The 25,519-nt window shown below is 52.6% G+C and carries 25 protein-coding genes; 8 read left to right on the plus strand and 17 right to left on the minus strand.

The window, feature by feature from the left end; all coding sequences use genetic code 11:
* Window positions 1-8: 8 nt before the first annotated feature.
* A complete protein-coding gene (can, locus tag N2K86_RS03710; RefSeq protein WP_010426907.1) occupies window positions 9-671 on the minus strand; it encodes a carbonate dehydratase in 663 nt (220 codons plus the stop codon).
* A 107-nt stretch (window positions 672-778) separates the two neighbouring features.
* On the opposite strand from can, the gene N2K86_RS03715 reads away from it, so the two are divergent.
* From N2K86_RS03715 to N2K86_RS03730, 4 genes are all read left to right on the plus strand, one after another.
* Window positions 779-1,705, plus strand: coding sequence for an ABC transporter ATP-binding protein (locus tag N2K86_RS03715; protein WP_260660506.1), 927 nt, complete (start codon window positions 779-781; stop codon window positions 1,703-1,705).
* Complete coding sequence (locus N2K86_RS03720) at window positions 1,702-2,472, plus strand: ABC transporter permease (protein ID WP_216358001.1); 771 nt, start codon at window positions 1,702-1,704, stop codon at window positions 2,470-2,472. The genes N2K86_RS03715 and N2K86_RS03720 overlap by 4 nt, the downstream gene beginning before the upstream one ends.
* 105 nt (window positions 2,473-2,577) lie before the next feature.
* Window positions 2,578-3,018, plus strand: coding sequence for a PTS sugar transporter subunit IIA (locus N2K86_RS03725; protein WP_260660507.1), 441 nt, complete (start codon window positions 2,578-2,580; stop codon window positions 3,016-3,018).
* Window positions 3,019-3,081: 63 nt separating this feature from the next.
* Window positions 3,082-4,329, plus strand: a complete 1,248-nt coding sequence (locus N2K86_RS03730; RefSeq protein WP_260661628.1) for a polysaccharide deacetylase family protein — start codon at window positions 3,082-3,084, stop codon at window positions 4,327-4,329.
* 1 nt (window position 4,330) lies between these two features.
* On the opposite strand, the gene N2K86_RS03735 is transcribed toward N2K86_RS03730, so the two are convergent.
* From N2K86_RS03735 to thpR, 16 genes are all read right to left on the minus strand, one after another.
* Window positions 4,331-5,404, minus strand: coding sequence for a fimbrial protein StkG (locus tag N2K86_RS03735; RefSeq protein WP_260660508.1), 1,074 nt, complete (start codon window positions 5,402-5,404; stop codon window positions 4,331-4,333).
* 11 nt (window positions 5,405-5,415) lie between these two features.
* Window positions 5,416-6,024 carry a fimbrial-like protein gene (locus N2K86_RS03740; protein ID WP_260660509.1) on the minus strand — a complete coding sequence of 203 codons (609 nt, stop codon included), beginning with the start codon at window positions 6,022-6,024 and terminating at the stop codon, window positions 5,416-5,418.
* A 14-nt stretch (window positions 6,025-6,038) separates the two neighbouring features.
* Window positions 6,039-6,602, minus strand: a complete 564-nt coding sequence (locus N2K86_RS03745; protein ID WP_260660511.1) for a fimbrial protein — start codon at window positions 6,600-6,602, stop codon at window positions 6,039-6,041.
* Window positions 6,603-6,628: 26 nt separating this feature from the next.
* Entirely contained in the window at window positions 6,629-7,204 is a 576-nt protein-coding gene (locus N2K86_RS03750) for a fimbrial protein (protein ID WP_260660512.1), read from the minus strand.
* A gap of 28 nt (window positions 7,205-7,232) precedes the next feature.
* Window positions 7,233-9,824 carry an outer membrane usher protein gene (locus N2K86_RS03755; RefSeq protein WP_260660513.1) on the minus strand — a complete coding sequence of 864 codons (2,592 nt, stop codon included), beginning with the start codon at window positions 9,822-9,824 and terminating at the stop codon, window positions 7,233-7,235.
* Window positions 9,825-9,907: 83 nt separating this feature from the next.
* Entirely contained in the window at window positions 9,908-10,651 is a 744-nt protein-coding gene (locus N2K86_RS03760; protein WP_260660514.1) for a fimbrial chaperone, read from the minus strand.
* Window positions 10,652-10,734: 83 nt separating this feature from the next.
* Window positions 10,735-11,340, minus strand: coding sequence for a fimbrial protein (locus N2K86_RS03765; protein ID WP_260660515.1), 606 nt, complete (start codon window positions 11,338-11,340; stop codon window positions 10,735-10,737).
* A 329-nt stretch (window positions 11,341-11,669) separates the two neighbouring features.
* Window positions 11,670-12,050 carry an aspartate 1-decarboxylase gene (panD, locus tag N2K86_RS03770; protein WP_003856284.1) on the minus strand — a complete coding sequence of 127 codons (381 nt, stop codon included), beginning with the start codon at window positions 12,048-12,050 and terminating at the stop codon, window positions 11,670-11,672.
* Between the two features lie 33 nt (window positions 12,051-12,083).
* Complete coding sequence (panC, locus tag N2K86_RS03775) at window positions 12,084-12,935, minus strand: pantoate--beta-alanine ligase (RefSeq protein WP_041911214.1); 852 nt, start codon at window positions 12,933-12,935, stop codon at window positions 12,084-12,086.
* Between the two features lie 11 nt (window positions 12,936-12,946).
* On the minus strand, window positions 12,947-13,738 hold the full coding sequence (gene panB / locus N2K86_RS03780; protein WP_260660516.1) for a 3-methyl-2-oxobutanoate hydroxymethyltransferase: 792 nt from the start codon (window positions 13,736-13,738) through the stop codon (window positions 12,947-12,949).
* A 123-nt stretch (window positions 13,739-13,861) separates the two neighbouring features.
* Window positions 13,862-14,341, minus strand: coding sequence for a 2-amino-4-hydroxy-6-hydroxymethyldihydropteridine diphosphokinase (folK, locus tag N2K86_RS03785; protein ID WP_260660517.1), 480 nt, complete (start codon window positions 14,339-14,341; stop codon window positions 13,862-13,864).
* Window positions 14,338-15,735, minus strand: a complete 1,398-nt coding sequence (gene pcnB / locus N2K86_RS03790) for a polynucleotide adenylyltransferase PcnB (RefSeq protein WP_260661629.1) — start codon at window positions 15,733-15,735, stop codon at window positions 14,338-14,340. Before pcnB ends, folK begins: the two co-directional genes overlap by 4 nt.
* A 42-nt stretch (window positions 15,736-15,777) precedes the next feature.
* A complete protein-coding gene (gene gluQRS / locus N2K86_RS03795; protein ID WP_260660518.1) occupies window positions 15,778-16,668 on the minus strand; it encodes a tRNA glutamyl-Q(34) synthetase GluQRS in 891 nt (296 codons plus the stop codon).
* Between the two features lie 57 nt (window positions 16,669-16,725).
* The gene (gene dksA / locus N2K86_RS03800) at window positions 16,726-17,181 is read right to left on the minus strand and encodes an RNA polymerase-binding protein DksA (protein WP_001155232.1); all 456 of its coding nucleotides are present in this window, start codon (window positions 17,179-17,181) and stop codon (window positions 16,726-16,728) included.
* Between the two features lie 176 nt (window positions 17,182-17,357).
* Complete coding sequence (gene sfsA, locus N2K86_RS03805) at window positions 17,358-18,062, minus strand: DNA/RNA nuclease SfsA (RefSeq protein WP_260660529.1); 705 nt, start codon at window positions 18,060-18,062, stop codon at window positions 17,358-17,360.
* The gene (gene thpR, locus N2K86_RS03810; RefSeq protein WP_260660530.1) at window positions 18,052-18,606 is read right to left on the minus strand and encodes an RNA 2',3'-cyclic phosphodiesterase; all 555 of its coding nucleotides are present in this window, start codon (window positions 18,604-18,606) and stop codon (window positions 18,052-18,054) included. The genes sfsA and thpR overlap by 11 nt, the downstream gene beginning before the upstream one ends.
* Window positions 18,607-18,679: 73 nt before the next feature.
* Here thpR and hrpB point away from each other — a divergent pair, with 73 nt between their 5' ends.
* The 4 genes from hrpB to N2K86_RS03830 all read left to right on the plus strand — a co-directional run bounded on the left by hrpB (window position 18,680) and on the right by N2K86_RS03830 (window position 25,503).
* Window positions 18,680-21,109, plus strand: a complete 2,430-nt coding sequence (gene hrpB, locus N2K86_RS03815) for an ATP-dependent helicase HrpB (RefSeq protein WP_260660531.1) — start codon at window positions 18,680-18,682, stop codon at window positions 21,107-21,109.
* Between the two features lie 172 nt (window positions 21,110-21,281).
* Window positions 21,282-23,810 carry a bifunctional glycosyl transferase/transpeptidase gene (gene mrcB / locus N2K86_RS03820; RefSeq protein WP_260660532.1) on the plus strand — a complete coding sequence of 843 codons (2,529 nt, stop codon included), beginning with the start codon at window positions 21,282-21,284 and terminating at the stop codon, window positions 23,808-23,810.
* 347 nt (window positions 23,811-24,157) lie between these two features.
* Window positions 24,158-24,730: a fimbrial protein gene (locus N2K86_RS03825; protein ID WP_260660533.1), complete on the plus strand. Its 573-nt coding sequence runs from the start codon at window positions 24,158-24,160 to the stop codon at window positions 24,728-24,730.
* 59 nt (window positions 24,731-24,789) lie between these two features.
* Window positions 24,790-25,503, plus strand: coding sequence for a fimbrial biogenesis chaperone (locus N2K86_RS03830; RefSeq protein WP_260660534.1), 714 nt, complete (start codon window positions 24,790-24,792; stop codon window positions 25,501-25,503).
* Window positions 25,504-25,519: the final 16 nt, after the last annotated feature.

Below are 25,519 nucleotides of genomic sequence, written 5' to 3' on the forward strand. Positions count from 1 at the left end.
ATGGGCACTCATTTATGGTTTACGTGCTTAAGCTTGAGGTTGGCAATGCCCGAACGGTAACGCTGCTCCAGCGTTTCGCGGTTGGTGGCGGTCACTTCCAGATTACGCAGCAGGCCATCGTGAATGCCGTACGCCCAACCGTGGATGGAAACCTTCTGCCCGCGTTTCCAGGCGGACTGCATAATCGTTGAATGGCCCAGGTTATAGACCTGCTCCATCACGTTCAGCTCGCAAAGGGTATCAAGTCGACGCTCCTGCGGCATTTCACCCAACAGTGAGCTATGTTTGAACCAGATATCGCGGATGTGCAGCAGCCAGTTATCGATTAACCCCAGCTCTGTATTTTCAACCGCCGCCTGTACGCCGCCGCAACCGTAGTGGCCGCAAATAATGATGTGCTCAACTTCCAGCACGTCAACGGCATACTGAACGACAGAAAGGCAGTTGAGATCGGTATGAATAACAAGGTTGGCGACGTTACGGTGAACAAAAAGTTCGCCAGGTTCGAGACCGGTCAGGCGTTCTGCCGGGACGCGGCTGTCGGAACATCCAATCCATAGAAAGCGTGGGTTTTGCGCTTGCGCCAGCTTACCGAAAAATCCGGGGTCTTCTTCAACCAGCATCTTTGACCATAGTGCATTGTTGCTGATGAGTGTATCTATGTTATTCATGGACGTTAACGGCCTGTAACCTGGTAATTGCGTTGCGCTACTATAGGGTAACCCGACTTTTAATGAAACCACACAAGGTGTGTAAGAACTGAAGGTAAGTTTAATTCATGGCAATTGCACTGGAGCTTGAGCAGCTTAAAAAAACCTATCCGGGCGGCGTTCAGGCGCTACGCGGGATAGATCTCAAAGTAGAGGCGGGGGATTTCTATGCGCTTCTTGGACCGAACGGGGCGGGGAAATCCACCACGATCGGCATTATCAGTTCGCTGGTGAACAAAACCTCAGGTCGCGTGAGCGTCTTTGGCTACGATCTGCAGAAAGATGTAGTCAACGCCAAGCGCCAGCTGGGGCTGGTGCCGCAGGAGTTCAACTTCAACCCGTTTGAGACGGTACAGCAGATTGTCGTTCAGCAGGCGGGTTACTACGGCGTTGAGTATAAAGAGGCGATTGAGCGTAGCGAAAAATACCTTAAACAGCTCGATTTGTGGGAAAAGCGTAACGAACGCGCGCGCATGTTATCCGGTGGGATGAAACGCCGCCTGATGATTGCCCGCGCGTTGATGCACGAGCCAAAGCTGCTGATCCTCGATGAACCGACCGCGGGCGTGGATATCGAACTGCGCCGGTCCATGTGGGGCTTCCTGAAGGATCTGAATGATAAAGGCACGACCATCATCCTGACGACGCACTATCTCGAAGAAGCAGAGATGCTGTGCCGTAACATCGGCATCATTCAGCACGGTGAACTGGTGGAAAACACCTCGATGAAAAATCTGCTCTCCAAGCTGAAATCAGAAACCTTCATCCTCGACCTGGCGGCGAAAAGCGCGCTGCCGAAACTGGAAGGGTATAACTATCGTCTGGTGGATACCTCGACGCTGGAAGTGGAAGTGCTGCGCGAGCAGGGCATCAACAGCGTCTTCTCACAGTTGAGCGCGCAGGGCATTCAGGTATTGAGTATGCGCAACAAAGCGAACCGACTGGAAGAGCTGTTTGTCTCTCTGGTGCATGAAAAACAAGGAGACAAGGCATGACGCATCTTTACTGGGTCGCGCTGAAAAGTATCTGGGCGAAAGAGATCAACCGCTTTATGCGCATCTGGGTGCAAACCCTGGTGCCGCCGGTGATCACCATGACGCTCTATTTCATCATCTTTGGCAACCTGATCGGTTCCCGCATTGGTGAGATGCACGGCTTTACCTACATGCAGTTTATCGTGCCGGGCCTGATCATGATGGCGGTGATCACCAATGCTTATGCCAACGTGGCATCCTCATTCTTTAGCGCTAAGTTCCAGCGCAACATTGAAGAACTGCTGGTGGCGCCGGTGCCAACGCACGTGATCATTGCCGGTTACGTGGGCGGCGGCGTGGCGCGCGGTTTGTGCGTAGGTATTCTGGTGACGGCGATTTCGCTGTTCTTCGTGCCGTTCCAGGTGCACTCGTGGCTGTTTGTGGCGCTGACGCTGCTGCTCACTGCGATCCTGTTCTCGCTGGCCGGATTGCTGAATGCGGTATTCGCTAAGACGTTTGACGACATTAGCCTGATCCCGACCTTCGTGCTGACGCCGCTGACCTATCTTGGCGGGGTGTTTTACTCCCTGTCGCTGCTGCCGCCGTTCTGGCAGGCGCTGTCGCACCTGAACCCGATCGTCTACATGATCAGCGGCTTCCGCTTTGGTTTCCTCGGCATTACCGATGTGCCGCTGTTTACCACGGTGGCGGTGCTGGTGGTGTTCATCATCGCCTTCTACCTGCTGTGCTGGTATCTGATCCAGCGCGGGCGTGGTCTGCGCAGTTAATCTTCTGCCCGGTGACGTTCTGGTTGCCGGGCATTTTCTTTGACTGTTATCACCGTACGCTAACCTTCACTCCGCTAAACTACTTGCCTGCTAAGGAGAGACGTTATGCTGGGATGGGTTATCACCTGCCACGATGAACACGCGCAGGATATGCTGGATAAGCTTGAAGCTAAATTTGGTCCGCTGACGCAGTGCCGAGCGGTGAATTACTGGCGTGGTTTAAGCACCAACATGCTCAGCCGCATGATGTGCGATGCGCTGCATGAAACTGACACGGGCGATGGCGTGATCTTTCTGACCGATAAATCCGGCGCGGCGCCTTATCGTTCCGCCGCGCTGTTAAGCCACAAGCACGAAAACTGCGAAGTCATTTCCGGCATCAGCTATGCGCTGCTGGAAGCGATGTACCCGCTGCGTGAGACGCTGAGCAGCGCCGAATTTCGCAATACGCTCGTTGATATGCATGTCCCAGGCGTAAGCAGTCTGTGGCATCAGCAGCAGAAAAATCCTCCCTTTGTCCTGCTTCACGATCTGTATAAGCATTAAACGTTGGTATTGATGTCGCATTTGTTACAATGGCGACTGATTTCCCGTATCGATTTATATCCCATGCTCATGCGCGTTGTTTTCCTGCTGTTGCTGCTGATATCCGGCGGCGCATCTGCCACTCTGATCAGTCAGCAAGGGCTTCCCGCCCGATATATGCAAACTACCGAAGATGCGGCCATCTGGGCGCAGGTGGGTAACGATGTGGTCAACGTCGGTAACGTCCGCGCCGGGCAGATCCTGGCCGTGGTTCCGACTTCCGCAGATTACTATGAATTCCGCTTTGGGTTTGGAACCGGGTTTATCGATAAAGGCCATCTGGAAGAGGTACAAGGTAAACAGCGTGTTGAAGACAGCCTGGGCGATCTGAACAAGCCGCTCAGTAACCAAAACCTGATTACCTGGAAAGACACGCCGGTGTATAACGCCCCCAGCAGCGGAAGCGCGCCCTTCGGCACGATGAGCGCCAATCTTCGCTATCCAATTTTGAACAAACTGAAAGACCGTCTGAATCAGACATGGTTCCAGATCCGCATCGGCAACCGTCTGGCGTGGATCAGTAGTCTGGATGCGCAGGAAGATAACGGCCTTCCGGTCCTGACCTACCATCATATCCTGCGTGATGAAGAGAACACACGCTTCCGTCATACATCCACGACGACCAGCGTACGCGCGTTCAACAACCAGATGGCCTGGCTACGCGATCAAGGCTATGCCACGCTGACGATGTATCAGCTTGAAGGGTATGTGCGTAACAAGATGAATCTGCCCGCGAAGGCGGTGGTGATCACCTTTGATGATGGCCTGAAATCGGTCAGCCGCTATGCGTACCCTGTTCTGAAAGAATATGGCTTTAACGCCACGGCGTTTATCATATCGTCACGTATTAAAGGCCACGCGCAGAAGTGGGACCCCAAATCACTGCAGTTTATGAGCGTCCAGGAGATCAAGAGTATCCAGGATGTCTTTGACATTCAGTCTCACACCCACTTTCTGCATCGTGTTGATGGGTATAAACACCCCATCTTATTGAGCCGCAGCTATCATGTGATCCTGTTTGATTTTGAACGCTCCCGCCGCGCGCTGGCGCAGTTCAACCCGCGGGTGCTTTATCTGTCGTATCCTTTTGGTGGCTATGACAATAAAGCGATAAAAGCGGCAAACGACGCCGGTTTCCATCTGGCGGTGACCACGGTAAAAGGCAAGGTGAAGCCGGGGGATAATCCGTTCTTACTGAAGCGTTTGTATATCTTAAGAACGGATTCGCTGGAGACAATGTCGCGGCTGATCAGCAATCAGCCGCAGGGGTAGCTTATTCGTAGGTTATGTTGAAGGTAATCGTGGTACCGAAACGGCCTACGGTAACGGGTTCGCTGCCGATCTTAACCAGTTGAGCCCAAATGGTTTTGTCCAGAACGGTAGGCGGGGTACCGTCATAATCGGTTACAGCAATAGCAATTTTCCAGCTATCTGCTTTCACGGGGTAGTGGTCTCCCGGGTTACTCAAAATCCTGACGCCGACGCCTCCTGCCGCGGTTATACCCTCTCCCTCAACGGCGTTAGTAAAATATGTCTTATCAGCGGTGGTATGCGTGGAAGATAACGTATACATAACTTGTGCTGTGTTCGCGCATGTACCCGTAATCTTAAACGCCACTGTACTGGTTGTACCATTCTCGACTTCTACAGGGCTCCATTCTCCCAGATCCACCGTTGTCGGGGCGCGCAGTACGCATGCTGGACGGTTTAAGGGAATGCTGAATGACATCTGGGACATATTTACCATGGGCCGTGGATGATCGCTAACTGCGCCACTCGGTCTACCAAGAAGAATTTGGCCAATTGGGCCGCTACTTGCGGTCAAGAAGTTTTGATCGAGGGGCACACCCTGAAAGCCATTGGTCTGCCAGAACTCCATGCTGACATGCCAGGTTTTCTCATCGACAATATATTCCTGATCGTGTTCGAGATCGCCGGTAAGGTAAAACTGTCCATTTGCAGAGGGTGGAAACCAGGCCGTTACACCCTTACCATCCGGATAAAATGCCAGGGTATAAACAATCCCAGGGACGTTAGTCCTAAAAGTGGCTTTTCCATCAATCTCCCCATCAAGCATAGCACTGTTAGTCAACTGCCAGACGTCTTCAGTGTCTTCACCTACCGAACAAGAGGATCTCAATGATGGGGTTGTCTCCATAATGATGGCGTTACTGATCTGCACAGGGGACGTTACCGTACCTGGGGGTAAGGGGGTGATCACAGGTTGTACGCCTGGAGACATAATTAACAACGGATCGTTGCTATTAAATCGACATTCTACTGCTGCATGCGAGACGCCAGAAATCCCGAACGTCACGAACGCTAATATCTTAAAGAGTTTCTTCATTATAAATCCTTTTATTCGTAGCTCACATTGACCAGAACGCTACTTATTACAGTGCCGCTGGTGATAGTGCCAGCGTTCTGGTAACGTGCGTAAAACCCATAATCCTTTATATAACTCTCGCTACTTCCACTGACATCGTAAATAACGTTAGACGTTCCGTCAGTTTTCAAAACATTGGTTTTGTATTTATCAGAGAAAATAACGATACCCACATTTTCAGCCGCACCGGCTGTGGCTTCGTTTTTAAACACCTGCTTTTGGTCACTCCAGAAACCATTCTGCGGTGCAAAACTGAATTTTAGTTGGCTAATACCTGTGCTTTCTCCACCGCTCGCGTAGCAGTTATTTACATGAATAGTGAAGGGCGTGCCTGCTACATCATCGGTCGGCGTTAAACGGTCGCTTTTATCGCTATTATAAAACCAGTCTCGGGTCACGGTTGGCAGGTAGATCTCCCCGCCGTTTTCGACGCTGAGCTGGCATGTGTTATTAACAATGTTTGCCGTCAGGTTTACATCCATACCTGAACCTGCCTGGCATATGCCAGGCAGAGTGCTACCAGCCAGACCGATAAGCAACATCAGACCGGGCTGGTGTAAAGTAAACGGTGATTGTTGCATAGTGATCCCTGGAATTATTGATAGGCGATAGTAAACGTGACCGGTGCGGAAACAGCACCAGTGCCAACATCAGTAATGCTTTGACCCTGTCCGACTACGATACGGGAGTTCATCAGGAACTCACCGGTGCCATTGGAAATGGTCACTTCCTGTGCTGCAGGAGGAATGTTGCAGCTCATCAGCAGACCGGTATCAACAACGCCCGACCAGATCTCAAAGCCTGTCGCTAAACCGCCAGAGTACGAGTCGCCGTTTTTACCTGTGCCACTGCATTCTCCGCCGGCGCCTTTAGCGGCAGCTACCGTTGCTTTTGCTACCCCAGAACAGTTGGAGAAGGCAATTTTGAGCGGCTTAACGCGAGTTTTGTTCACCAGATCGGATTTGAATACTTCGCCAAATGCAATTTCACTGGATTCAGTACCTGCATCGTTAAGCACTTTTGCCGTACATGTGCCTGATACGACCTTGGTTTTAATCGTCATCTCGACGCTGCTGGTACCTGTAATTGCTGCACTTGCCATTCCAGAGAACAGAAGGCCGGAAAGGGACAGGGCGATAAAAGTGGATTTAAATTTCATGATGTTGCTCCGTTTTCCTGCACCAATTACTCGTAGCTAAATTCAAAAGTCGCCACAGCCTGAAAATCACCCAGCGTCATGTTGTCTGTTCTGGTTTCACGCATTTTGGCTACCAAAGAAACTTCTTTATTCTGGATTTCTGTTGTACTCCAGACCAGGCGCTCCGCATCCACGGTAGAGTTAGGGGTGAATGGAGCACTTGGGGTGCTAGCTCTGGCGATTTGAACCGCAGCGTACTCTGCACCTCCGCTGGCTTTTTGTATCTGGTTAGCAAGGCCTGAGAGCAAATTCGTGTCTTGTGTTCCTCTAATTGTGGTTTTCAGTGATTTCAGCGATGCGGGGCACTCAACGATCATGATTTTGAAAGTGGCATTTGCATTACCCGCTTTGATATCGTCGAGACGCACCTGGCCATTGTTACCAATGGTCAGCGTTTGCTGCGAGTCGGAACCCGTACCACCAGCCAGTTTCATATCACAGGTGGTTTCGCGAATATTGGCGGTGAAGTTCACATCCAGAGTGGTGCTTTCTTCGGCTAACGCTGAACCTGATAACGCCAGCATCACCATGGCAAATGCTGACAGGTTAAGATTTTTTTTCATGCTTACTCTCATCAATTTTCCTGAATAATTACATTTGGCACTGTTGATTATGAAGTACCGTTGTAAGTCCTACTTTTTGAGCATTTGGTAAAACCTGATAGCGGACGTCACATTGACTGTCTTTATTATTTCCCCAGACCACATGCAGTACACCCCGATCATCGACGCCACGGATATAGGCTTGTCCGGCCTGACCGACGGTACCGACAGATTCATTTTTTTCATTTAATACATCGGCACCCAAAGGAATAAACCCTTTATCGGTTCGCTGGAGTTCTAATATTATTGAACGACCTTCGTCCGTTTCAAAATTAACCAGCACGACAGCGCCGCTACGAGGCACCTTAACTTCACTGGTGTTCTTTATTTCAACGTCATTTTCCAGCGTGCTAATATCCAGATAAACGCGGTTTTCACGATAAGCCGACATATAAGGGAAAATACCGTAGCCAGAATCACCAATTTGGCTACTGCCGAAACCAATACCTGCGCCTTTCGCTCCGCTGGCTTTGACCAATGCCAGTGAGTCGCTGTCCCCGATGCTGCCTGGCGCAAATGCGACGCCCCCTGAATGCACTACCATTCCCCCGCTATAAGAGGCGGAATACTGCTTGCTGTTGTCGTCTGCGAAGGAGGCGGATAAACTAAGAGGACCGTAGGCGCTGTTCAGTGAGCCATAACCGCTTATCTGGTTCAGGTTGCCATAATTGCCTCCGTTTGATGCGGCATTGACGGAATAGCTAACCTTATTATCTTGTGTGTTGCCGCCCGCGGAAGTATTAAAGCTCGTGCCGCCTTTAAGATCGGAACGTAAGCCCATATTAACGTTAGAAAAACCGCCTGAACGCGAACCGCCATGTGAAAACACGTTGAATGGAATACTCAGACTTAAATATACGCTGTCGTCTTTTGTTCCATACTGGTCATACGTTCGCTGGAATGACAGGCTGTAACTGCCATAGGTGAAGCTATTGTTATATCCAATGTTGTAGTTGGACGTTGATCCTGTGGCGTTCCAGTAGTCTTCCCATGTACCGCTTACGAACAGAGAACCATAGTTATTCTCTCCAGAATTCAGCGGCTGGTTGAGACTTAACTGAACCTGGTTTTTGGTTCGTTGATAGTCTGCATAGAGTTCTTGGTTGGTATCATAGCTGCGGTTAGAATATTTCTGCCGCTTGATACTGTCCTGGAGTTGTGCCGCATCGTTAAGGCTGAGGTAATCCTCCGTCGAGAAGCGATAGGCCGCAACGTTAAGGGACGTATTTGTCGCTTCAATCATTTTACTGAAGGTCAGGCGATAACTTTGACCGCTAAGCGTGTCAAGACCCTCAATATCAGCATGGGATTGCGTGACATCGGCTGCAAACGCACCGATCGAGGTGTTCATCGCCAGGCCTAAAATGCCCGCGTAAAAATCCATATCGCTGTATTGCGCGCCGATATAGCCTGTAAAGGTGTTATTCAGGCCATAGTAAAACGTGCCATAACCGATTTTCGGCGTATCCAGCAGGGAATCGTCGTTAAGTTCGCCTACGCCCACATCCCAGCGCGTTGCCCCCGGACGGAGCATCTGGGTAACGGATGAAAAAGGAACGGTAAAGGAACGTTTGCTGCCATCAGCTTCTTCAATCGTTACCTCTAAGTCATTACCATAACCCGTTGTGCTCAGGTCATTGATTTCAAACGATCCCGGTGGTACGGATGTTTCGTAAATCTTATTACCACTTTGAGTGACGCTAACTTTGGCATTGCTGTTCGCCACCCCTCGGATTACTGGCGCGTAGCCTGTCGACCCCATCGGCAACATGCGGTCATCGCTGTACATACGCGTACCGCGCAAACTCAACGAGTTAAAGGCTTCGCCGCGCGTATAGGAGTCACCGATGACGAACTGTGCGCTGAGCGGAGTTATATCCCGCTGCAAATAGATATCCTGGCTGTTATATTTCGTACCGTTATCTTTGTCCCAGTTGAAGTTTCCGCGGGAACGCAAGCGCCAGGGCCCCATATTGAGCCCGTAGCGTAAATTCAGATAGGCGCTTTCCGAGGTATTGCCGTTGCCTTCGCTATGCCAGGCGTTCATGTCATAAGAGAGCAAGGCGGCCGGAATGCCGTTATCCCACAGTGAGGGGTCGACATAACCCGCCGGACGTTTCAGGACATAGATCTGCGCAAAATTGAGATCCAACGTCTGCGTACTGCTTTCATAGCTTATTGAGGAGCCGGGGAACGTCTTTTTAACATTGATGCAGGTTGTGTCATCTACCGCTTCTTCAGCGAGTGCGCTGGTGTCGACACCCGACTGCGTCAGCAGCAGTTTGGTTATGCATGGCGTTGCGCGAGGGGTGCCGTTATCTTTAAACGTCACTTCCACTGTTGATTTTAATTTACCGTTCAGGTTGATATTGGTGCGATAAATGCCTGGCAGGATCGGGTTGCCATGAGCGAAACGGTTAATATCAACATTTGAGCTACCGTTCAGAAGAAACTGTTCGTTAAACTCAATGGCTTCTTCATTATCAGGTAACTCTTCAGCTGAAGTGGTATTTTCTGCACAAGCATAAAAAGGTAATGCTGCGCTTATAGCAAGGCATAAGAGAGAACGTTTAAATAACATGGCAGATCCACTTAATCAGTGTAGAGAGTATTACTCTCTACAGAGTTAATGCTATCGATTATTATATGTGCAGAGGTCTTTTTTTATTTAATTGCGGCTTCGAAATCGTCTGTTCCGCCATAGTCATTTATGGCTTCATACTGCACGTTGCCATTTGCTGTGGATGCTAAACCTTTTACCGTCATTGTGGTGTCGCTAAACGGTTTCACCGCCTGATGCTCAACCTCATATGTTTTTGGGCCGGATTTAATGGTTACTTTAGAAACAGAGACGTTATACGGTGAGTTATTGTGCGCGATGAGCTTAACCGTATTTCCTTCTTTCTTCTGCGTCCAGTTTAAATTTTTCGCGGCATCGCCGGGCGTGCCTTTTAATCCGTCAGGACGGAAGAAGAACTTAATTCGGGTTCGGAATGCGAGTTGGAGCTGATTAAGGCTCTCTTTATCCGCGTTTTTAGATTTTGGCGGAATTTCCAGAACATTGAACCAGAAAAGCGATTCACGATCCTGCGGTAATGGCGTGCCTGTGTAGGTGATACGTACGGACTGGCCTTTTTTCGGGTCAATGCGTGATACCGGCGGGGTAATAATAAAAGGGAGCTTTAACTCCTGCGGGTTGACGTCAACGCGGCCATCATCAAGCCATGTTTGCACTAAAAGAGGTTTATTACCGTGGTTATCGAGATTCACCACAACATCTTTAGTTGATTGCGGATATACGATACGCGTGCCGGAAATAACAATATCCGCGCATGCATTTGACGCGGACAAAAAAGCAGTGACGAGCAATGCGGCTTTTAAGCCTTTACTGACTACTAAATGAGACATTTTTCCACTTCCTTTTGGAATCAAACAAGCAATCCCTCATTAATAATGAGAGATTGCTCAATTATTTAAGGCTTACGAATTTCTTATTCGTATTGCATGGTAAAGGCAACTTGCGCCTGCACGGTACCAGCGCTTACTGGGTTAGACGTTGCATTCCAACCCTGGCCCTGGGTGTAGGCTACGCGATAGTAGAGGTTAGCCGCACCAGCCGCACTGATATCAGCCTTCTGAGTGTTGTTAACCTGGTCAACTTTGATCTGATCGGTTGCGGTACTACCGGCGTTTGACAGCACCAGGTTTACGTTCTTAGCAGAACCCTGAGCATTGCTTGGCGGAACCAGCAGACCACCCTCAGTTGAAGAGCTACCAGCCCATGAATCGAATTGTGCAGATACTTTCTTCACAGTTTCATAATCACAACCGGTCAGTGACAGAGAGAATTTCTTCTCGCCCAGGGTGCTAGCAGTACCCAGGGCGCTTGCGAAATCAGCTACTTTTACTGTGTCCAGGGTTACGTCGAAATCGTTACCTTTCTGGTCGATTTTCTGATCCAGGGAAACCTGACAGGTGTTGTTAGAAACCATACCGTGGAAAGTGATGGTACCGGTATCAGATCCTGCTGCTACTGCGGAACCCGCGCTTAGAGCCATTGCTACAGCCACAGCCATGCCATATTTCTTAAAAGACATTTTTATATCCATATATAAAAGTTAATAATATCGACAAGACATATAACATTTTTATATCTGTGATATGCCTTGCAATTGAAATATTCTATTTCGGCGCGGATTTTAATTGCCTGCAGATGGAAATAAAAGGCTTCGTTGCTTATTAAATATAAATGTTGTTTTTAGATTTGATTAAAGGATTCATTGGGTGAATATCTTTAGAAAAGCAATAAAGTGTGGTTTATATTTGTGGGGTGAATAGATTGAGGATGTCCCTGTATTACATCGCAGGGATACATTAGACAAGGAATTTACTCATCGAAAAAGAATTTCGATGAGTAAAATTATCTTTAAGCAACCTGAACTGGAATCGCCTTCGCGGTGCGTTTCATCTCGTTGTCGCCTTCGAAATAAGCGACTTTGGGCTGCCAGCGGCGCGCTTCTTCGTCAGACATCATGACGAAGCTGGCGATAATAACGATATCGCCGACGTCCGCGCAGTGTGCCGCCGCGCCGTTGACGGAGATAATTTTAGACCCGCGCTCGGCGGCAATCGCGTAGGTGGAAAAACGCTTGCCGTTATTCACATTCCAGATATCAATGGCTTCATTTTCGAGAATACCCGCCGCGTCGAGAAAATCCTGGTCAATGGCGCAGGAACCTTCATAGTGCAGGTCTGCCTGGGTGACTTTCACTCGGTGAAGCTTACCTTGCAGCATTTTGCGAATCATTACGTATACCTTTAATTATCAAGGGTGAAAGAACTACGCCAGCTCAACCACTTTATTATCGATAAGGCGTGCCTGGCCGAGCCATGCCGCCACCAGAATCACCGCGCGTTTGCTGGTTTCCGTCAGCTCAAGCAGGGTATCAGCATCGCGGATTTGAATATCATCAGCGCGGAAGCCTTTGTCGTTCAGCGCCTGCTCTGCAAGGGCGACGATCTCTTCTGCGGCCAACTCTTTCGCCAGCAGCTGTTCTGCCATGGTGTTCATCACCTTGCTTAAGCCCGGCGCGATTTTACGCTGATCGGCGGTCAGGTAACCGTTGCGTGAGCTGAGCGCCAGGCCATCTTTGGCTCGTACGATCGGCACGCCGACGATTTCGATATCGTAACCCATATCGGCAACCATCTTGCGGATCAGCGCCAGCTGCTGGAAATCTTTTTCACCGAAACAGGCGATATCCGGCTGCACCAGGTTGAACAGCTTGCTGACGATGGTGGAAACGCCGCGGAAATGGCCCGGACGGCTTGCACCTTCCAGCATGGTCGAAATCCCCGGGACATCCACGTAGGTCGCCTCTTCCGTACCCTGCGGGTACACATCGGCAGGCGCCGGAGAGAACACGATATCCGCATGACGTTTTTTAAGCTTTTCGCAATCTTCCTGAAGAGTGCGCGGATAGCGTGCCAGGTCGTCTGCGCGGTCAAACTGCATCGGGTTAACGAAAATACTGACCACCACGATGTCTGCACGGGCTCTCGCCTCATCGACCAGCTTCATATGGCCGTCATGCAGGTTACCCATGGTCGGGACCAGTGCGATACGTTTACCTTCCTGACGCGCGCGGCGGATATGCTGGCGAAGCAGCGGCAGGGTTTCAATGATTAGCACAACGAGACTCCTTAATGGAAACTGTGTTCTTCACCCGGATACACACCGGATTCAACGTCGGCAATATACTGCCTGACTGCCGCACGCATGTCGCCCGCTTCGTTGAGGAAGTTTTTGGCAAATTTCGGGATGTGTCCACCGGTAATACCGAAGGCGTCGTGCATCACCAGAATCTGGCCGTCGGTCACGTTGCCTGCACCAATACCAATCACCGGAATTGACAGCGCGTCGGTGATGCGTTTCGCCAGCTCAACCGGCACGCACTCCAGCACCAGCAGCTGCGCACCTGCCGCTTCCAACGCCAGGGCATCATCAAACAGCGTCTGGGCTGCGTCACCGCGGCCCTGCACTTTATATCCACCAAAGATGTTGACGGATTGCGGCGTCAGGCCCAAATGGCCGCACACCGGCACGGCGCGCTCGGTGAGCATTTTCACCGTCTCCACCAGCCAGGCGCCGCCCTCAATTTTGACCATGTTGGCGCCAGCGCGCATCACTGCCGCTGCGTTTTCAAACGCCTGCTCAGGTGTGGCGTAGGCCATAAAAGGCAGGTCGGAAAGAAGCAGGCAAGACGGTGCGCCGCGACGCACAGCACGGGTGTGGTAAGCAATATCTTCTACCGTTACAGGCAGGGTGGAATCATGTCCCTGTACAGTCATCCCTAACGAGTCTCCGACCAGCATGACGTTGATCCCCTCTTCGGCAAACAGTCTGGCGAAGCTGTAGTCATACGCGGTGATGGTGGCGAAGCGTTTTTTTTCCTGTTTGCATTTCTGCAGTAAGGAGATGGTGGTTGGTTTCATACTGTTTCCTGGTAACCCAAAAACGAATCTTTGCGCATTCTAACAGTAACATTGGAGGGAACAATGATTTTAGGTAATCGATTAACCACAAAATGTTAAAGGTTAATCGATAAGGGAAGAGCGTTACCAGCGGGCAGGTTTTTCCGCGTTGAGGCTGTCCAGAATGGACTTGAGTGGGATGTCATCCGGGAAGATAAGATCGGGGGCAACTTCAAACAGCGGCCACAGCATAAACCCACGATTTTTCATGTCGTAATGCGGAACGGTGAGGCGTTCGGTGTTTATGACCTCATCTCCAAACAGCATGATATCGAGGTCCAGTGTACGCGGTCCCCAGCGTTCGGCTTTGCGTACGCGACCCTGCTGCAGCTCAATACGCTGGGTATTATCCAGCAGCGTTTCGGCATTCAGAGCCGTGTCGAGCACAACGGCGGCGTTCAGATAATCAGGCTGATCCTGCGGGCCCAGCGGCGGCGTGCGATAAAAAGAGGAGACCGCCACGATCCGGCTTTGCGGGATCTCCCCGAGCGCCTGAACGGCAGCGTTAACCTGCTCCAGCGGAGAGGCCAGATTGCTGCCGAGGGCGATATAGGCGAGGGTCACGCTGATCCTTCGCGACGCGGTGCGCGTTTGCGTGGGCGACGGTGGCGACGACGTGGTTCTGGCTCTTCATCCAGATTGGTCAGCATCCCTTTTTGCTCGGGTGGTGCAGAGACCTGGAATTCGCCCCACCACTGCGCCAGACGCTGCAGCTCCTGGTTCTTTTCAATTTCAGCGCGCAGTGCCAGCAGATCGAACGCGGCGCGGAATTTCGGATGCTCCATCAGCTTCCAGGCGCGTTTGCCCTGGCGACGGGACATGCGCAGCTGAAGCTGCCAGATGTCGCGCACCAGCGTGGTGATACGTTTTGGGATCGCGAGCGTACGACAGGCTTCATCCAGCACGTCGTTTGCCGCCAGCGCAAAGGCATCGTAATAGGCCAGACCGCTTTCCTGTGCAATTCTCTGTGCTGATTCCAGCAGGGGATACCAGAACATTGCGGCAAACAGGAATGCCGGGTTCACACGCATGTCATTCTGAATGCGCGTATCGGTATTCTTCAGCACCTGCGCAATGATGCGTTCCATCGGGCTGTCACCGTTTTCGGTGAAGCAGCGAGTAATGGTTGGGAAGAGGGGCTGGAACAGGCTGTATTCGCGCAGCAGATTGTAGGTTTCATACCCGTAACCCGCCTGCAACAGCTTCAGTGCCTCTTCAAACAGACGCGCTGGCGGCACGTCGTTAATCAGCGTTGCCAGACGCGGGATCGGCTCCCCGGTCTCAGGGCTGATGCGCATGTTTAATTTGGCCGCAAAGCGCACGGCGCGCAGCATACGTACAGGGTCTTCGCGGTAACGGGTTTCCGGCGTGCCGATCAGGCGAATCAGGCCTTCTTTCAGGTCCTGCATACCGCCAACGTAATCCCGTACGGTGAAATCCGCCACGCTGTAGTAAAGGCTGTTGATGGTGAAATCGCGGCGCTGGGCATCTTCTTCAATGGAACCGAAGATGTTATCACGCAGCAGCATGCCGTTCTGGCCCTGCTGGGACGTCGTACGATCGGATACGCCCGCTTCGTGATGGCCACGGAACGTCGCCACTTCGATGATTTCCGGACCAAACATGACGTGCGCGAGGCGGAAACGGCGGCCAACAAGACGGCAGTTACGGAATAATTTGCGTACCTGTTCTGGCGTGGCGCTGGTCGTCACGTCGAAATCTTTTGGTTTTTTGCCCAGCAGTAAATCACGCACCCCACCGCCCACGAGATAGGCCTCGTAGCCTGCTTTATTCAGACGATAAAGCACCTTGAGGGCATTTTCACTGATATCTTTGCGGGAAATAGTGTGCTGCTCACGCGGAATAACCGACATGCGGTTTTGCGCAATAGCGTCGTTCGCCATGCTCTCTTCGCGGCTTAGCACTTTACGGCAAAAATTAGCGACTCGGGTAAAAATAGTACACCTCGTAGTGTGTTTTGTTATGAAAAAAGCGGCTAATCATAGCTCAGCGCAACGCATTTGAGAATGCTGGATTTTTGGCACGGCCTCGAGCGTCCAGTGGGCGACGGCCAGATCCAGCAGTTCGTCAATGCGCAGATCCTGCCATTCGTTGGTTACATTTTGGTTGAGAAACCGCAGCGCGTCGATCAAAACAGGGCGCGGATCGCCGCCTGGCAGGGCGGGCGCGTGGTTCTGCTTGGAGAGCTTAACGCCCTGCGCATTGACCGCCAGCGGCAGGTGGATGTAATCCGGCGCTGACCAGCCAAACTGATGATAAAGCGATATTTGCCGCACCGTCGGTTCGACCAGGTCTGCCCCGCGCACAATTTCCGTCACGCCCTGGAAATGATCGTCCACCACCACCGCCAGGTTATAGGCGAACAGGCCATCGCGGCGGTGGATGATGAAATCTTCACAGGCAAGACGTTGGTTGGCAGAGATTTCGCCAGAGAGTAAATCGGCAAAGTGCATCACCGGGGAACGCTGCCGTATACGCACGGCGGCATTTTCAGGACCGTTGTTCAGCGTGCGGCAGTGGCCGTCATAGACGCCACCCACGCTCTGAATACGCGCGCGGGTGCAGGTGCAGTAATAGGATAGCCCTTGTTCATAGAGCCACGCCAGACGTTCCCGATAGGCATCATGGCGTTGTGACTGCCACAGTACATCGTCGTCCCAGTGAAGACCGTAATGTTCCAGCTGACGCAGAATCGTTTCTGCTGCACCGGGAACTTCACGCGGAGGATCAATATCTTCAATGCGGACGAGCCATTTTCCCTGGCGGGCACGAGCCTGCAGGTAGCTGCCGAGCGCGGCAATTAATGAGCCGAAGTGTAATTCGCCGGAAGGAGATGGCGCGAAGCGCCCAATATAGTGTGATTCAGACATATCAACAGTAACAAGGCGGGAGAGACTCCCGCCTTTGCAGTAGTTAGAGGGTTGGCATTAGCCAGCCATCTGTTTTTCGCGGATTTCGGCCAGCGTTTTACAGTCGATACACAGATCGGCGGTTGGACGCGCTTCCAGGCGACGAATACCGATTTCAACACCGCAGGATTCACAGTAGCCAAAATCTTCGTCTTCGACTTTTTTCAGCGTTTTCTCGATCTTTTTGATCAGTTTGCGTTCGCGGTCACGGTTACGCAGTTCGAGGCTGAACTCTTCTTCCTGAGCGGCACGGTCTACCGGATCCGGGAAGTTTGCAGCTTCATCCTGCATATGTGTAACGGTGCGATCGACTTCATCCCTGAGTTGATTACGCCATGCTTCAAGAATACGCTTGAAGTGCGACAGCTGGGCTTCGTTCATATACTCTTCGCCCGGTTTCTCTTGATACGGCTCCACCCCAGCGATGGCGAGAATACTCAGGGACGATGTTTTACGGTTTTGCCCTTCTTGCATGTTGCTTCTCCTTAACACGCACTATCGATCCCCGTGTTGGGGGAAAAATCAGGTCGCTATAAATAGCAGATGCTTTTCCGTATGGCAATTATCTAAACGTAACACTTGACAAGCCTGTGAGGAAAAGCGTATTTGCGCACGCGGCCAGAACACATAATAGTCAATCGTCTATTCCCTTATAAGACAATGGGAAGAGAGGATCTCAGAGTCATATTATCGGCAGAAAGTTCCGCTTTATAAGCGAAAACCTCCACCCCCTGCTTTTGTGCCTCATTCAACAATTGCGCGTATTTAGGATCGATATGGCGGGCGGGGGAGAATCGTTCAATGGCTGAATGCAAAACCGCAAACAGCAACACGGCGCGTTTGCCCGCCGCCGCTACACTCATTAGCTCTCGCAGATGCTTCTGGCCACGCAGCGTTACCGCATCCGGAAAGTAGCCATTTTCCTGTTCCGCTAACGTCACTGATTTTACTTCAATATAGCACTCAGGCCGTTCTTGCGCCTGTAGCATAAAGTCAATTCTGCTGCCTTCATCGCCATACTTCACTTCGCTTTTTTGCACGCTGTAGCCTATCAGTTCAGGGAGAGCATTATTTGTTAGCGCTTCCTTCACCAATTGGTTTGCACGCAATGTGTTGACGCATATAAACGCTCCGTTTTGCGTCTCGGTCATTTCCCAGGTGTGGGGATATTTGCGTTTAGTATTTTCTGAAGTGGAATACCAGACCCTGTCACCCGGCGTCGCACAACCGGTCATCGCACCGGTGTTGGGGCAGTGCAGGGTGAGCTGTTCCCCCTCGGGTGTGATCACGTCGGCAAGAAAGCGTTTGTAGCGCTGGATCAGCGTGGCGTGCTGTAGAGCAGGACTAAACTTCATCGGATTTCCTTAGTGCGTCACCCAACGACCAGCGCTGTAGCGGCATGTAGCGGGTGCGTCCTTGTGCAAAGACAGATTCATAAAGCGTAAATTCGGTCACCGGAAAGGCCCAGTGAAAGCCCGGTGGCGGAATGGCAACGGCCTGACCGGCATCGCGCAGCAACGTAATATGTGGATGAAACGGCTGCGGGCTTTGGTAGCAGCCGCTGCGTGCCGCCTGGGCGCGCAGCATATTTGCCAGCTGTAACAACCCGCGCGGCGGATTGCGCGTGCCCAGCCAGACTACGCGCGAGCGTAGCCACTGACCGGCATCGTCAAGGTGCAGCGTAAACCCCGGCTGGGAAATGCGCCCGGCCATCATGGCTAACGCGCGCTGTTTATCCGCGCTTACCTCGCCCAGGAAGGCCAGCGTAAGGTGCATATTCGCCGCCGCAACAGGACGGCCAGCCTCCGAAGGGAAGTGTTCGGCGCGCCAGCGGACGATTTGCCGCTGAAGCGTGGCGGGAAGTTCAATGGCGAAAAACAGTCGTTTCGACTCAGACATACGGAGGACTCGGTAATGATATGCGCCGATGCTACAATGTACGCCGACTAATGTTAACCCTCTGGAGCTGTTAGTGTCCTCATTGCCGGTCGTCGCCGTCCTTCCTGAGCTTCTCGCTGCCCTCAACGATGCCCCGCAGGTTTTACTGAATGCCCCAACGGGGGCGGGTAAATCCACCTGGCTGCCGCTGCAAATCCTCAGAGAGGGGAATATTAACGGGAAAATTATCCTGCTTGAGCCGCGCAGACTGGCTGCCCGTAACGTGGCGCAGCGCCTGGCGGAACTGCTCAATGAAAAAACGGGCGAGACGGTAGGTTACCGGATGCGTGCAGAAACCTGCGTCGGCCCCGCAACGCGCCTTGAAGTGGTGACCGAGGGCATCCTCACCCGTATGCTGCAAAACGATCCGGAGATGACGGGTATCGGGCTGGTGATCCTGGATGAATTCCACGAGCGCAGTCTGCAGGCGGATTTAGCGCTGGCGCTGCTGCTGGACGTGCAGCAGGGGCTGCGAGACGATCTCCGGCTGCTGATTATGTCCGCAACGCTGGATAACGAGCGGCTGCAGCAGGCATTGCCCGATGCCCCTGTCATCACCTCTGAAGGACGCGCATTTCCGGTTGAACGTCGCTATCAGGCGCTTCCCGCCCATCAGCGTTTTGATGAGGCCGTTGCTATTGCGACGGCAGAGCTGCTGCGCCAGGAACCCGGTTCGCTGCTGCTGTTTTTGCCTGGTGTAGGTGAAATCCAGCGCGTGCAGGAGCAGCTTTCCTCTCGCGTAGGCGGTGATGTGCTGCTTTGCCCGCTCTACGGCGCATTGTCGCTACAGGATCAGCGTAAAGCCATTCTTCCGGCCCCGGCGGGGCAACGCAAGGTGGTGCTCGCAACCAACATTGCTGAAACCAGTTTGACCATCGAAGGCATTCGTCTGGTGGTAGATAGCGCGCAAGAGAGGGTGGCAAGTTTTGACCCGCGCACCGGGCTAACCAAACTGCTTACGCAGCGCATCAGCCAGGCATCGATGGTGCAGCGTGCGGGCCGTGCGGGGCGTCTTGAACCGGGCATTTGCCTTCATTTGACGAGCGCAGAGCAGGCTGAACGCGCTGCACAGCAAAGTACGCCGGAAATTTTACAAAGTGATTTGTCTGGCCTGGTGATGGATCTGCTGCTGTGGGGCTGCCCAAACCCTGAACAGCTCACATGGCTTAATCCTCCGCCTGCCGTGAACCTCGCCGCCGCGCGCAACCTGCTGACCCAGCTTGGCGCGCTCGAAGGCGAGCGCCTGACGGCGCGAGGCCAGAAAATGGCGGCGCTGGGCAACGATCCGCGGCTGGCCGCGATGCTGGTGGCAGCGCAGGGCGAAGATGAAATTGCCACGGCGGCAAAACTGGCGGCTATTCTTGAGGAGCCGCCTCGCGGTGGCAGCAGCGATTTGGGGCAGGCGTTTTCGCGCAATCAGGGGAACTGGCAGCAGCGGGCGCAGCAGCTGTGCAAACGCCTGAACAGCCGCGGTGGTTCGCCTGACAGTGCTGGTATTGGCTTCCTGCTGGCGCAGGCCTTCCCGGACCGAATCGCCCGCCGTCGCGGGCTGGACGGACGTTATCAGCTGGCAAACGGCATGGGGGCGATGCTGGACAGCGATGACGCCCTGACGCGCCATGAATGGCTGGTTGCACCGCTATTACTGCAGGGTAGCCATTCCCCGGACGCGCGTATTTTACAGGCAATTGCCATTGATATTGACGTCCTGACGCGCAGCTGCCCGCAATTGCTCCAGCAATCCGATATCGTTGAGTGGGATGATAACCAGGGCACGCTTAAGGCGTTTCGTCGTAGCCAGATCGGTAAGTTGATCTTAGGTACAAAGCCGCTGGCGAAGCCGTCGGAAGAAGAACTCCATCAGGCCATGCTAAACGGCATTCGCGAAAAAGGGCTGAGCGTATTGAACTGGACGCCAGAGGCCGAGCAGTACCGTATTCGGCTGCACTGTGCCGCACGCTGGCTGCCGGAGTATGGCTGGCCGATGGTCGATGATGAGACGCTGCTGGCTTCCCTGGAGAATTGGCTACTGCCGCAAATGAGCGGCGTACATTCGCTCAGGGCGCTGAAAGCGCTCGATGTTAAGGCCGCGTTACAGAATTTACTGGACTGGTCATTACGTCAACGTCTGGATAGTGAACTGCCTGGGCATTACACTGTGCCGACCGGAAGCCGGATTGCCATTCGTTATCACGAGGATAATCTTCCGGCGCTGGCGGTAAGGATGCAGGAGATGTTTGGTGAAGCCACCACGCCGTCCATTGCTGAAGGGCGCGTTTCTCTGGTGCTCGAACTGCTGTCCCCTGCGCATCGCCCGTTGCAGATCACGCGTGACCTGGGGGCGTTTTGGGCGGGGAGCTACCGTGAAGTGCAAAAAGAGATGAAGGGGCGGTATCCCAAACACGTCTGGCCGGACGACCCGGCAAATACGGCGCCGACACGGCGGACGAAGAAGTATTCATGAAAGGGGAGTGCGGGCTGGATTGTGCGGCCTGTTGCGTGCGGCCTGTTGCCCTCACCCCGGCCCTCTCCCACAGGGAGAGGGAGAAAACCAATTTTGAGAGATTTCTTCTTTCATAGACCTGTGAAAGATAAGAAAATCTGGCCTTTGCGCCTGAATGTTGCGGAGAAAAAGCATGGCGGGGAATGACCGCGAGCCAATAGGACGTAAGGGAAAGCCAACGCGTCCGGCGAAAGAAAAGGTGAGTCGTCGTCGCCTCAGAGATGAGGAGTATGACGATGACTACGAAGACGATTATGAGGATGATGAGCCAATGCCGCGTAAAGGGAAAGGCAAAGGGCGGAAGCCTCGTGGTAAGCGCGGCTGGTTCTGGCTGCTGCTGAAGCTGTTTATTGTTTTTGTGGTACTGATCGCGATCTACGGCGTGTATCTGGATCAGAAGATCCGCAGCCGTATTGACGGGAAAGTCTGGCAGTTACCTGCAGCAGTCTATGGCCGTATGGTGAACCTTGAGCCAGATATGTCCATCAGCAGGAACGAGATGGTCAAACTGCTCCAGGCCACACAGTATCGTCAGGTCACAAAGATGACGCGCCCGGGCGAGTTTACGGTGCAGGCGAAGAGCATTGAGATGATCCGTCGTCCGTTCGACTTCCCGGACAGCAAAGAGGGGCAGGTGCGCGCGCGTCTGACCTTCGACGGCGATCGCCTGGAAACCATTGAGAATATGGATAATGACCGCCAGTTCGGTTTCTTCCGTCTCGATCCGCGTTTGATCACCATGCTTTCGTCGGCCAATGGCGAGCAGCGTCTGTTCGTAGCGCGTAACGGCTTCCCGGACCTGCTGGTGGATACCCTGCTGGCAACCGAAGACCGTCACTTCTACGAGCACGACGGCATCAGCCTCTACTCCATCGGCCGTGCGGTGCTGGCGAACCTGACCGCGGGCCGTACCGTGCAGGGGGCGAGTACGCTGACCCAGCAGCTGGTGAAGAACCTGTTCCTCTCCAGCGAGCGCTCCTACTGGCGTAAAGCCAACGAAGCGTACATGGCTGTGCTGATGGATGCGCGCTACAGCAAGGATCGTATCCTGGAGCTGTACATGAACGAGGTGTACCTCGGTCAGAGCGGCGATAACGAAATCCGCGGCTTCCCGCTGGCGAGCCTGTACTACTTTGGCCGTCCGGTGGAAGAGCTGAGCCTGGACCAGCAGGCGCTGCTGGTAGGCATGGTGAAAGGGGCGTCTATTTATAACCCGTGGCGTAACCCGAAACTGGCGCTGGAGCGTCGTAACCTGGTGCTGCGTCTGCTGCAACAACAGCAGGTGATTGACCAGGAACTGTACGACATGCTGAGCGCGCGTCCACTCGGCGTTCAGCCTCGCGGCGGCGTGATCTCTCCGCAGCCTGCGTTTATGCAGATGGTGCGTCAGGAGCTGCAGTCTAAGCTTGGTGATAAGGTGAAAGATCTCTCCGGCGTGAAGATCTTTACCACCTTCGACTCCGTGGCGCAGGACGCGGCTGAAAAAGCGGCCGTTGAGGGCATTCCAGCACTGAAGAAACAGCGCAAACTGAGCGATCTGGAAACCGCGATGGTGGTGGTTGACCGTAACACCGGTGAAGTGCGTGCCATGGTGGGTGGCGCTGAGCCGCAGTTTGCGGGTTATAACCGTGCGATGCAGGCGCGTCGTTCTATTGGTTCTCTGGCAAAACCGGCGACCTATCTGACCGCGCTGAGCCAGCCGAATCTGTATCGTCTGAATACCTGGATTGCCGATGCGCCTATTTCCCTGCGCCAGCCTAACGGCCAGGTCTGGTCACCGCAGAACGATGATAAACAGTTCAGCGGTCAGGTCATGCTGGTGGATGCATTAACGCGTTCCATGAACGTACCAACCGTTAACCTGGGTATGGCGCTGGGCCTGCCTGCTATCACCGATACCTGGCAGAAGCTGGGCGTGCCGAAAGATCAGCTGCATCCGGTCCCGGCGATGATTCTGGGTGCGCTTAACCTGACGCCAATCGAAGTGGCGCAGGCGTTCCAGACCATCGCCAGCGGCGGTAACCGTGCACAGCTTTCTGCGCTGCGCTCGGTCATTGCTGAAGACGGTTCCGTGCTCTATCAAAGCTTCCCGCAGGCGGAGCGTGCTGTTCCGGCGCAGGCGGCGTATATGACGCTGTGGACCATGCAGCAGGTTGTACAGCGTGGTACCGGGCGTCAGCTGGGGGCGAAATACCCAGGTCTGCATCTGGCGGGTAAAACCGGGACCACCAACAACAACGTCGATACCTGGTTTGCCGGTATTGATGGCCGTGAAGTGGTGATCACCTGGGTGGGCCGCGATAACAACCAGCCGACCAAACTGTACGGTGCGAGCGGGGCGATGTCGATTTACCAGCGTTATCTGGCGAATCAGTCCCCGGTGCCGCTGAACCTTGTTGCACCGGAAGATATCGTTGATATGGGCGTGGATGGTTCGGGTAATTTTGTTTGTGGCGGAGGGATGCGTACTTTGCCAGTCTGGACGACAAACCCGGACTCATTGTGCCAGCAAAGCCAGCCTGAACAGCCGACGGGCAACCCGTTCGACCAGTCTTCTCAGCCGCAGCAACAGCAACAGCAACAGCCGCAGCAGCAGCAAAATGAGAAGAAAGACAGCGATGGCGTAGCGGGTTGGATTAAGGATATGTTTGGCGGAAACTAATTAGTTTCCTGAATAAAAAGGCCGCTTATCATAAAGCGGCCTTTTTTTGTTTTAACATTTATTCATGTTTAAATTTTAGTGAATTTCTAATTAAGAATTATTAAAGCCTTATGTTTATAAGGATTATCAGGGTATTAACTTTTATTTGAATTATTTTACTCGCTCACTCTCTGGACAGGATAAAGAATAATCTGATGTAATCGGTCTCGCGAATTTCACTTTCCTTATGGAGTGTTCTTATTAATGTAAGCTCCGGGCCTGAGTGATATCTCATTTACAGCGCATTCTGGCGGGAAGCATTTTTGCCAGAAATGGATACCGACATAAGCAAATATAAGGATATTGTTATGAATAAGACAGTTATTTCTACTTTACTGGCCGGAAGCATCCTGGCGGCGGTGTCTTTGCCCGTCTTTGCCGTAGGTGATTCAGGCACGGTAAATTTCGCCGGGAAAATTGTGGCGGATACCTGCGAAATCAATGTTGATGGTACGGGGACCAATACCTCCACCGTCACCTTCGCCGATACCTATCCTTCAGATTTCGGCGCGGATGGACAGGTCGGAACATCTAAGCCCTTTAAGATTGAAGTGAAAAAATGCGACCCGCTCATTGCCAAACTGAACCTCAAGTTCAGCGGCACGACCACAGACGCCGCATATAAGCGCCTTCAGAACGATCTCTCAGGCGCAGGCAATGCCACCAATGTAGGTATTATCGTCAGCAATGAGAACGGTTCTAAAGGCGACGTGCTTTTCGACGGTTCAGTACCGGATGCGGGTACAGATGTGAATAACGACGCGACAGGGGCGACGGCTTCCGTCTTTAACTATACCGCGAAAGTGATCCAGGTGGGTGATACCGCGCCAACTGCGGGCCATTATTCCTCCTCAGCAACATTCGAGGTTGTATACCGCTAAACAATGTATATCGCTAAACAATGACAGGCAGCCTGAACGGCTGCCTTCTGGAACATTGTATGAAGACTTTATTGAATTTATTATGTTGTTGTTTAATTATTTCCTGCGGTTCAGTGCAGGCAAGTATTGTTCTCGGCGGCACGAGAATTATTTATCCATCGAATAAATCTGAAGTGCAAATAGCGCTCAAAAATAAAGATCTTCATACGCGCTACCTGGTGCAGAGCTGGGTGAGTTATCCCAATGATGCCAAAGCGCCTTTCATCATTACGCCACCTGTTTATAAATTACAGGAAAATCGTCAGACCCTTTTACATATTATTTTCACCGGCGATAAGAATAGCCTGCCCGCAGATCGTGAGTCCCTGTTTCTGGCGAATGTGAAATCGGTTTCTGCCTTATCGCCCGAACTGAAGGACAAGAATACGCTGCAGTTTGCGATGAAAACGCGTCTGAAACTTTTCTGGCGTCCCGCACAGTTAAAAGAAAATGACGCCCTGCAGGCCTACGAAAAAATCACGTTCCGACGTCAGGGGGACAGGCTCATTGCTAAAAACCCAACGCCATTTTACGTCTCATTTGGCGAGCTGGCCGTTGGCGGGAAAAGCGTCCCGGTGGTGGAGACCAAAGCCACGCCAGGCGCGATTTCAATGATGGTTGCGCCTTTCGGTGAGCAGACGTTCACGCTGCCTAAAGCTGCCAATGGCCCGGTGACCTGGACGGCAATCAGTGACTTTGGCGCTCAAACATCTCAGCGCAAGCAGACTCTTTAAACACATCATGCGGGTA

This window comes from Enterobacter mori (genome assembly GCF_025244905.1).
GTDB classification, from domain to species: domain Bacteria; phylum Pseudomonadota; class Gammaproteobacteria; order Enterobacterales; family Enterobacteriaceae; genus Enterobacter; species Enterobacter mori_A.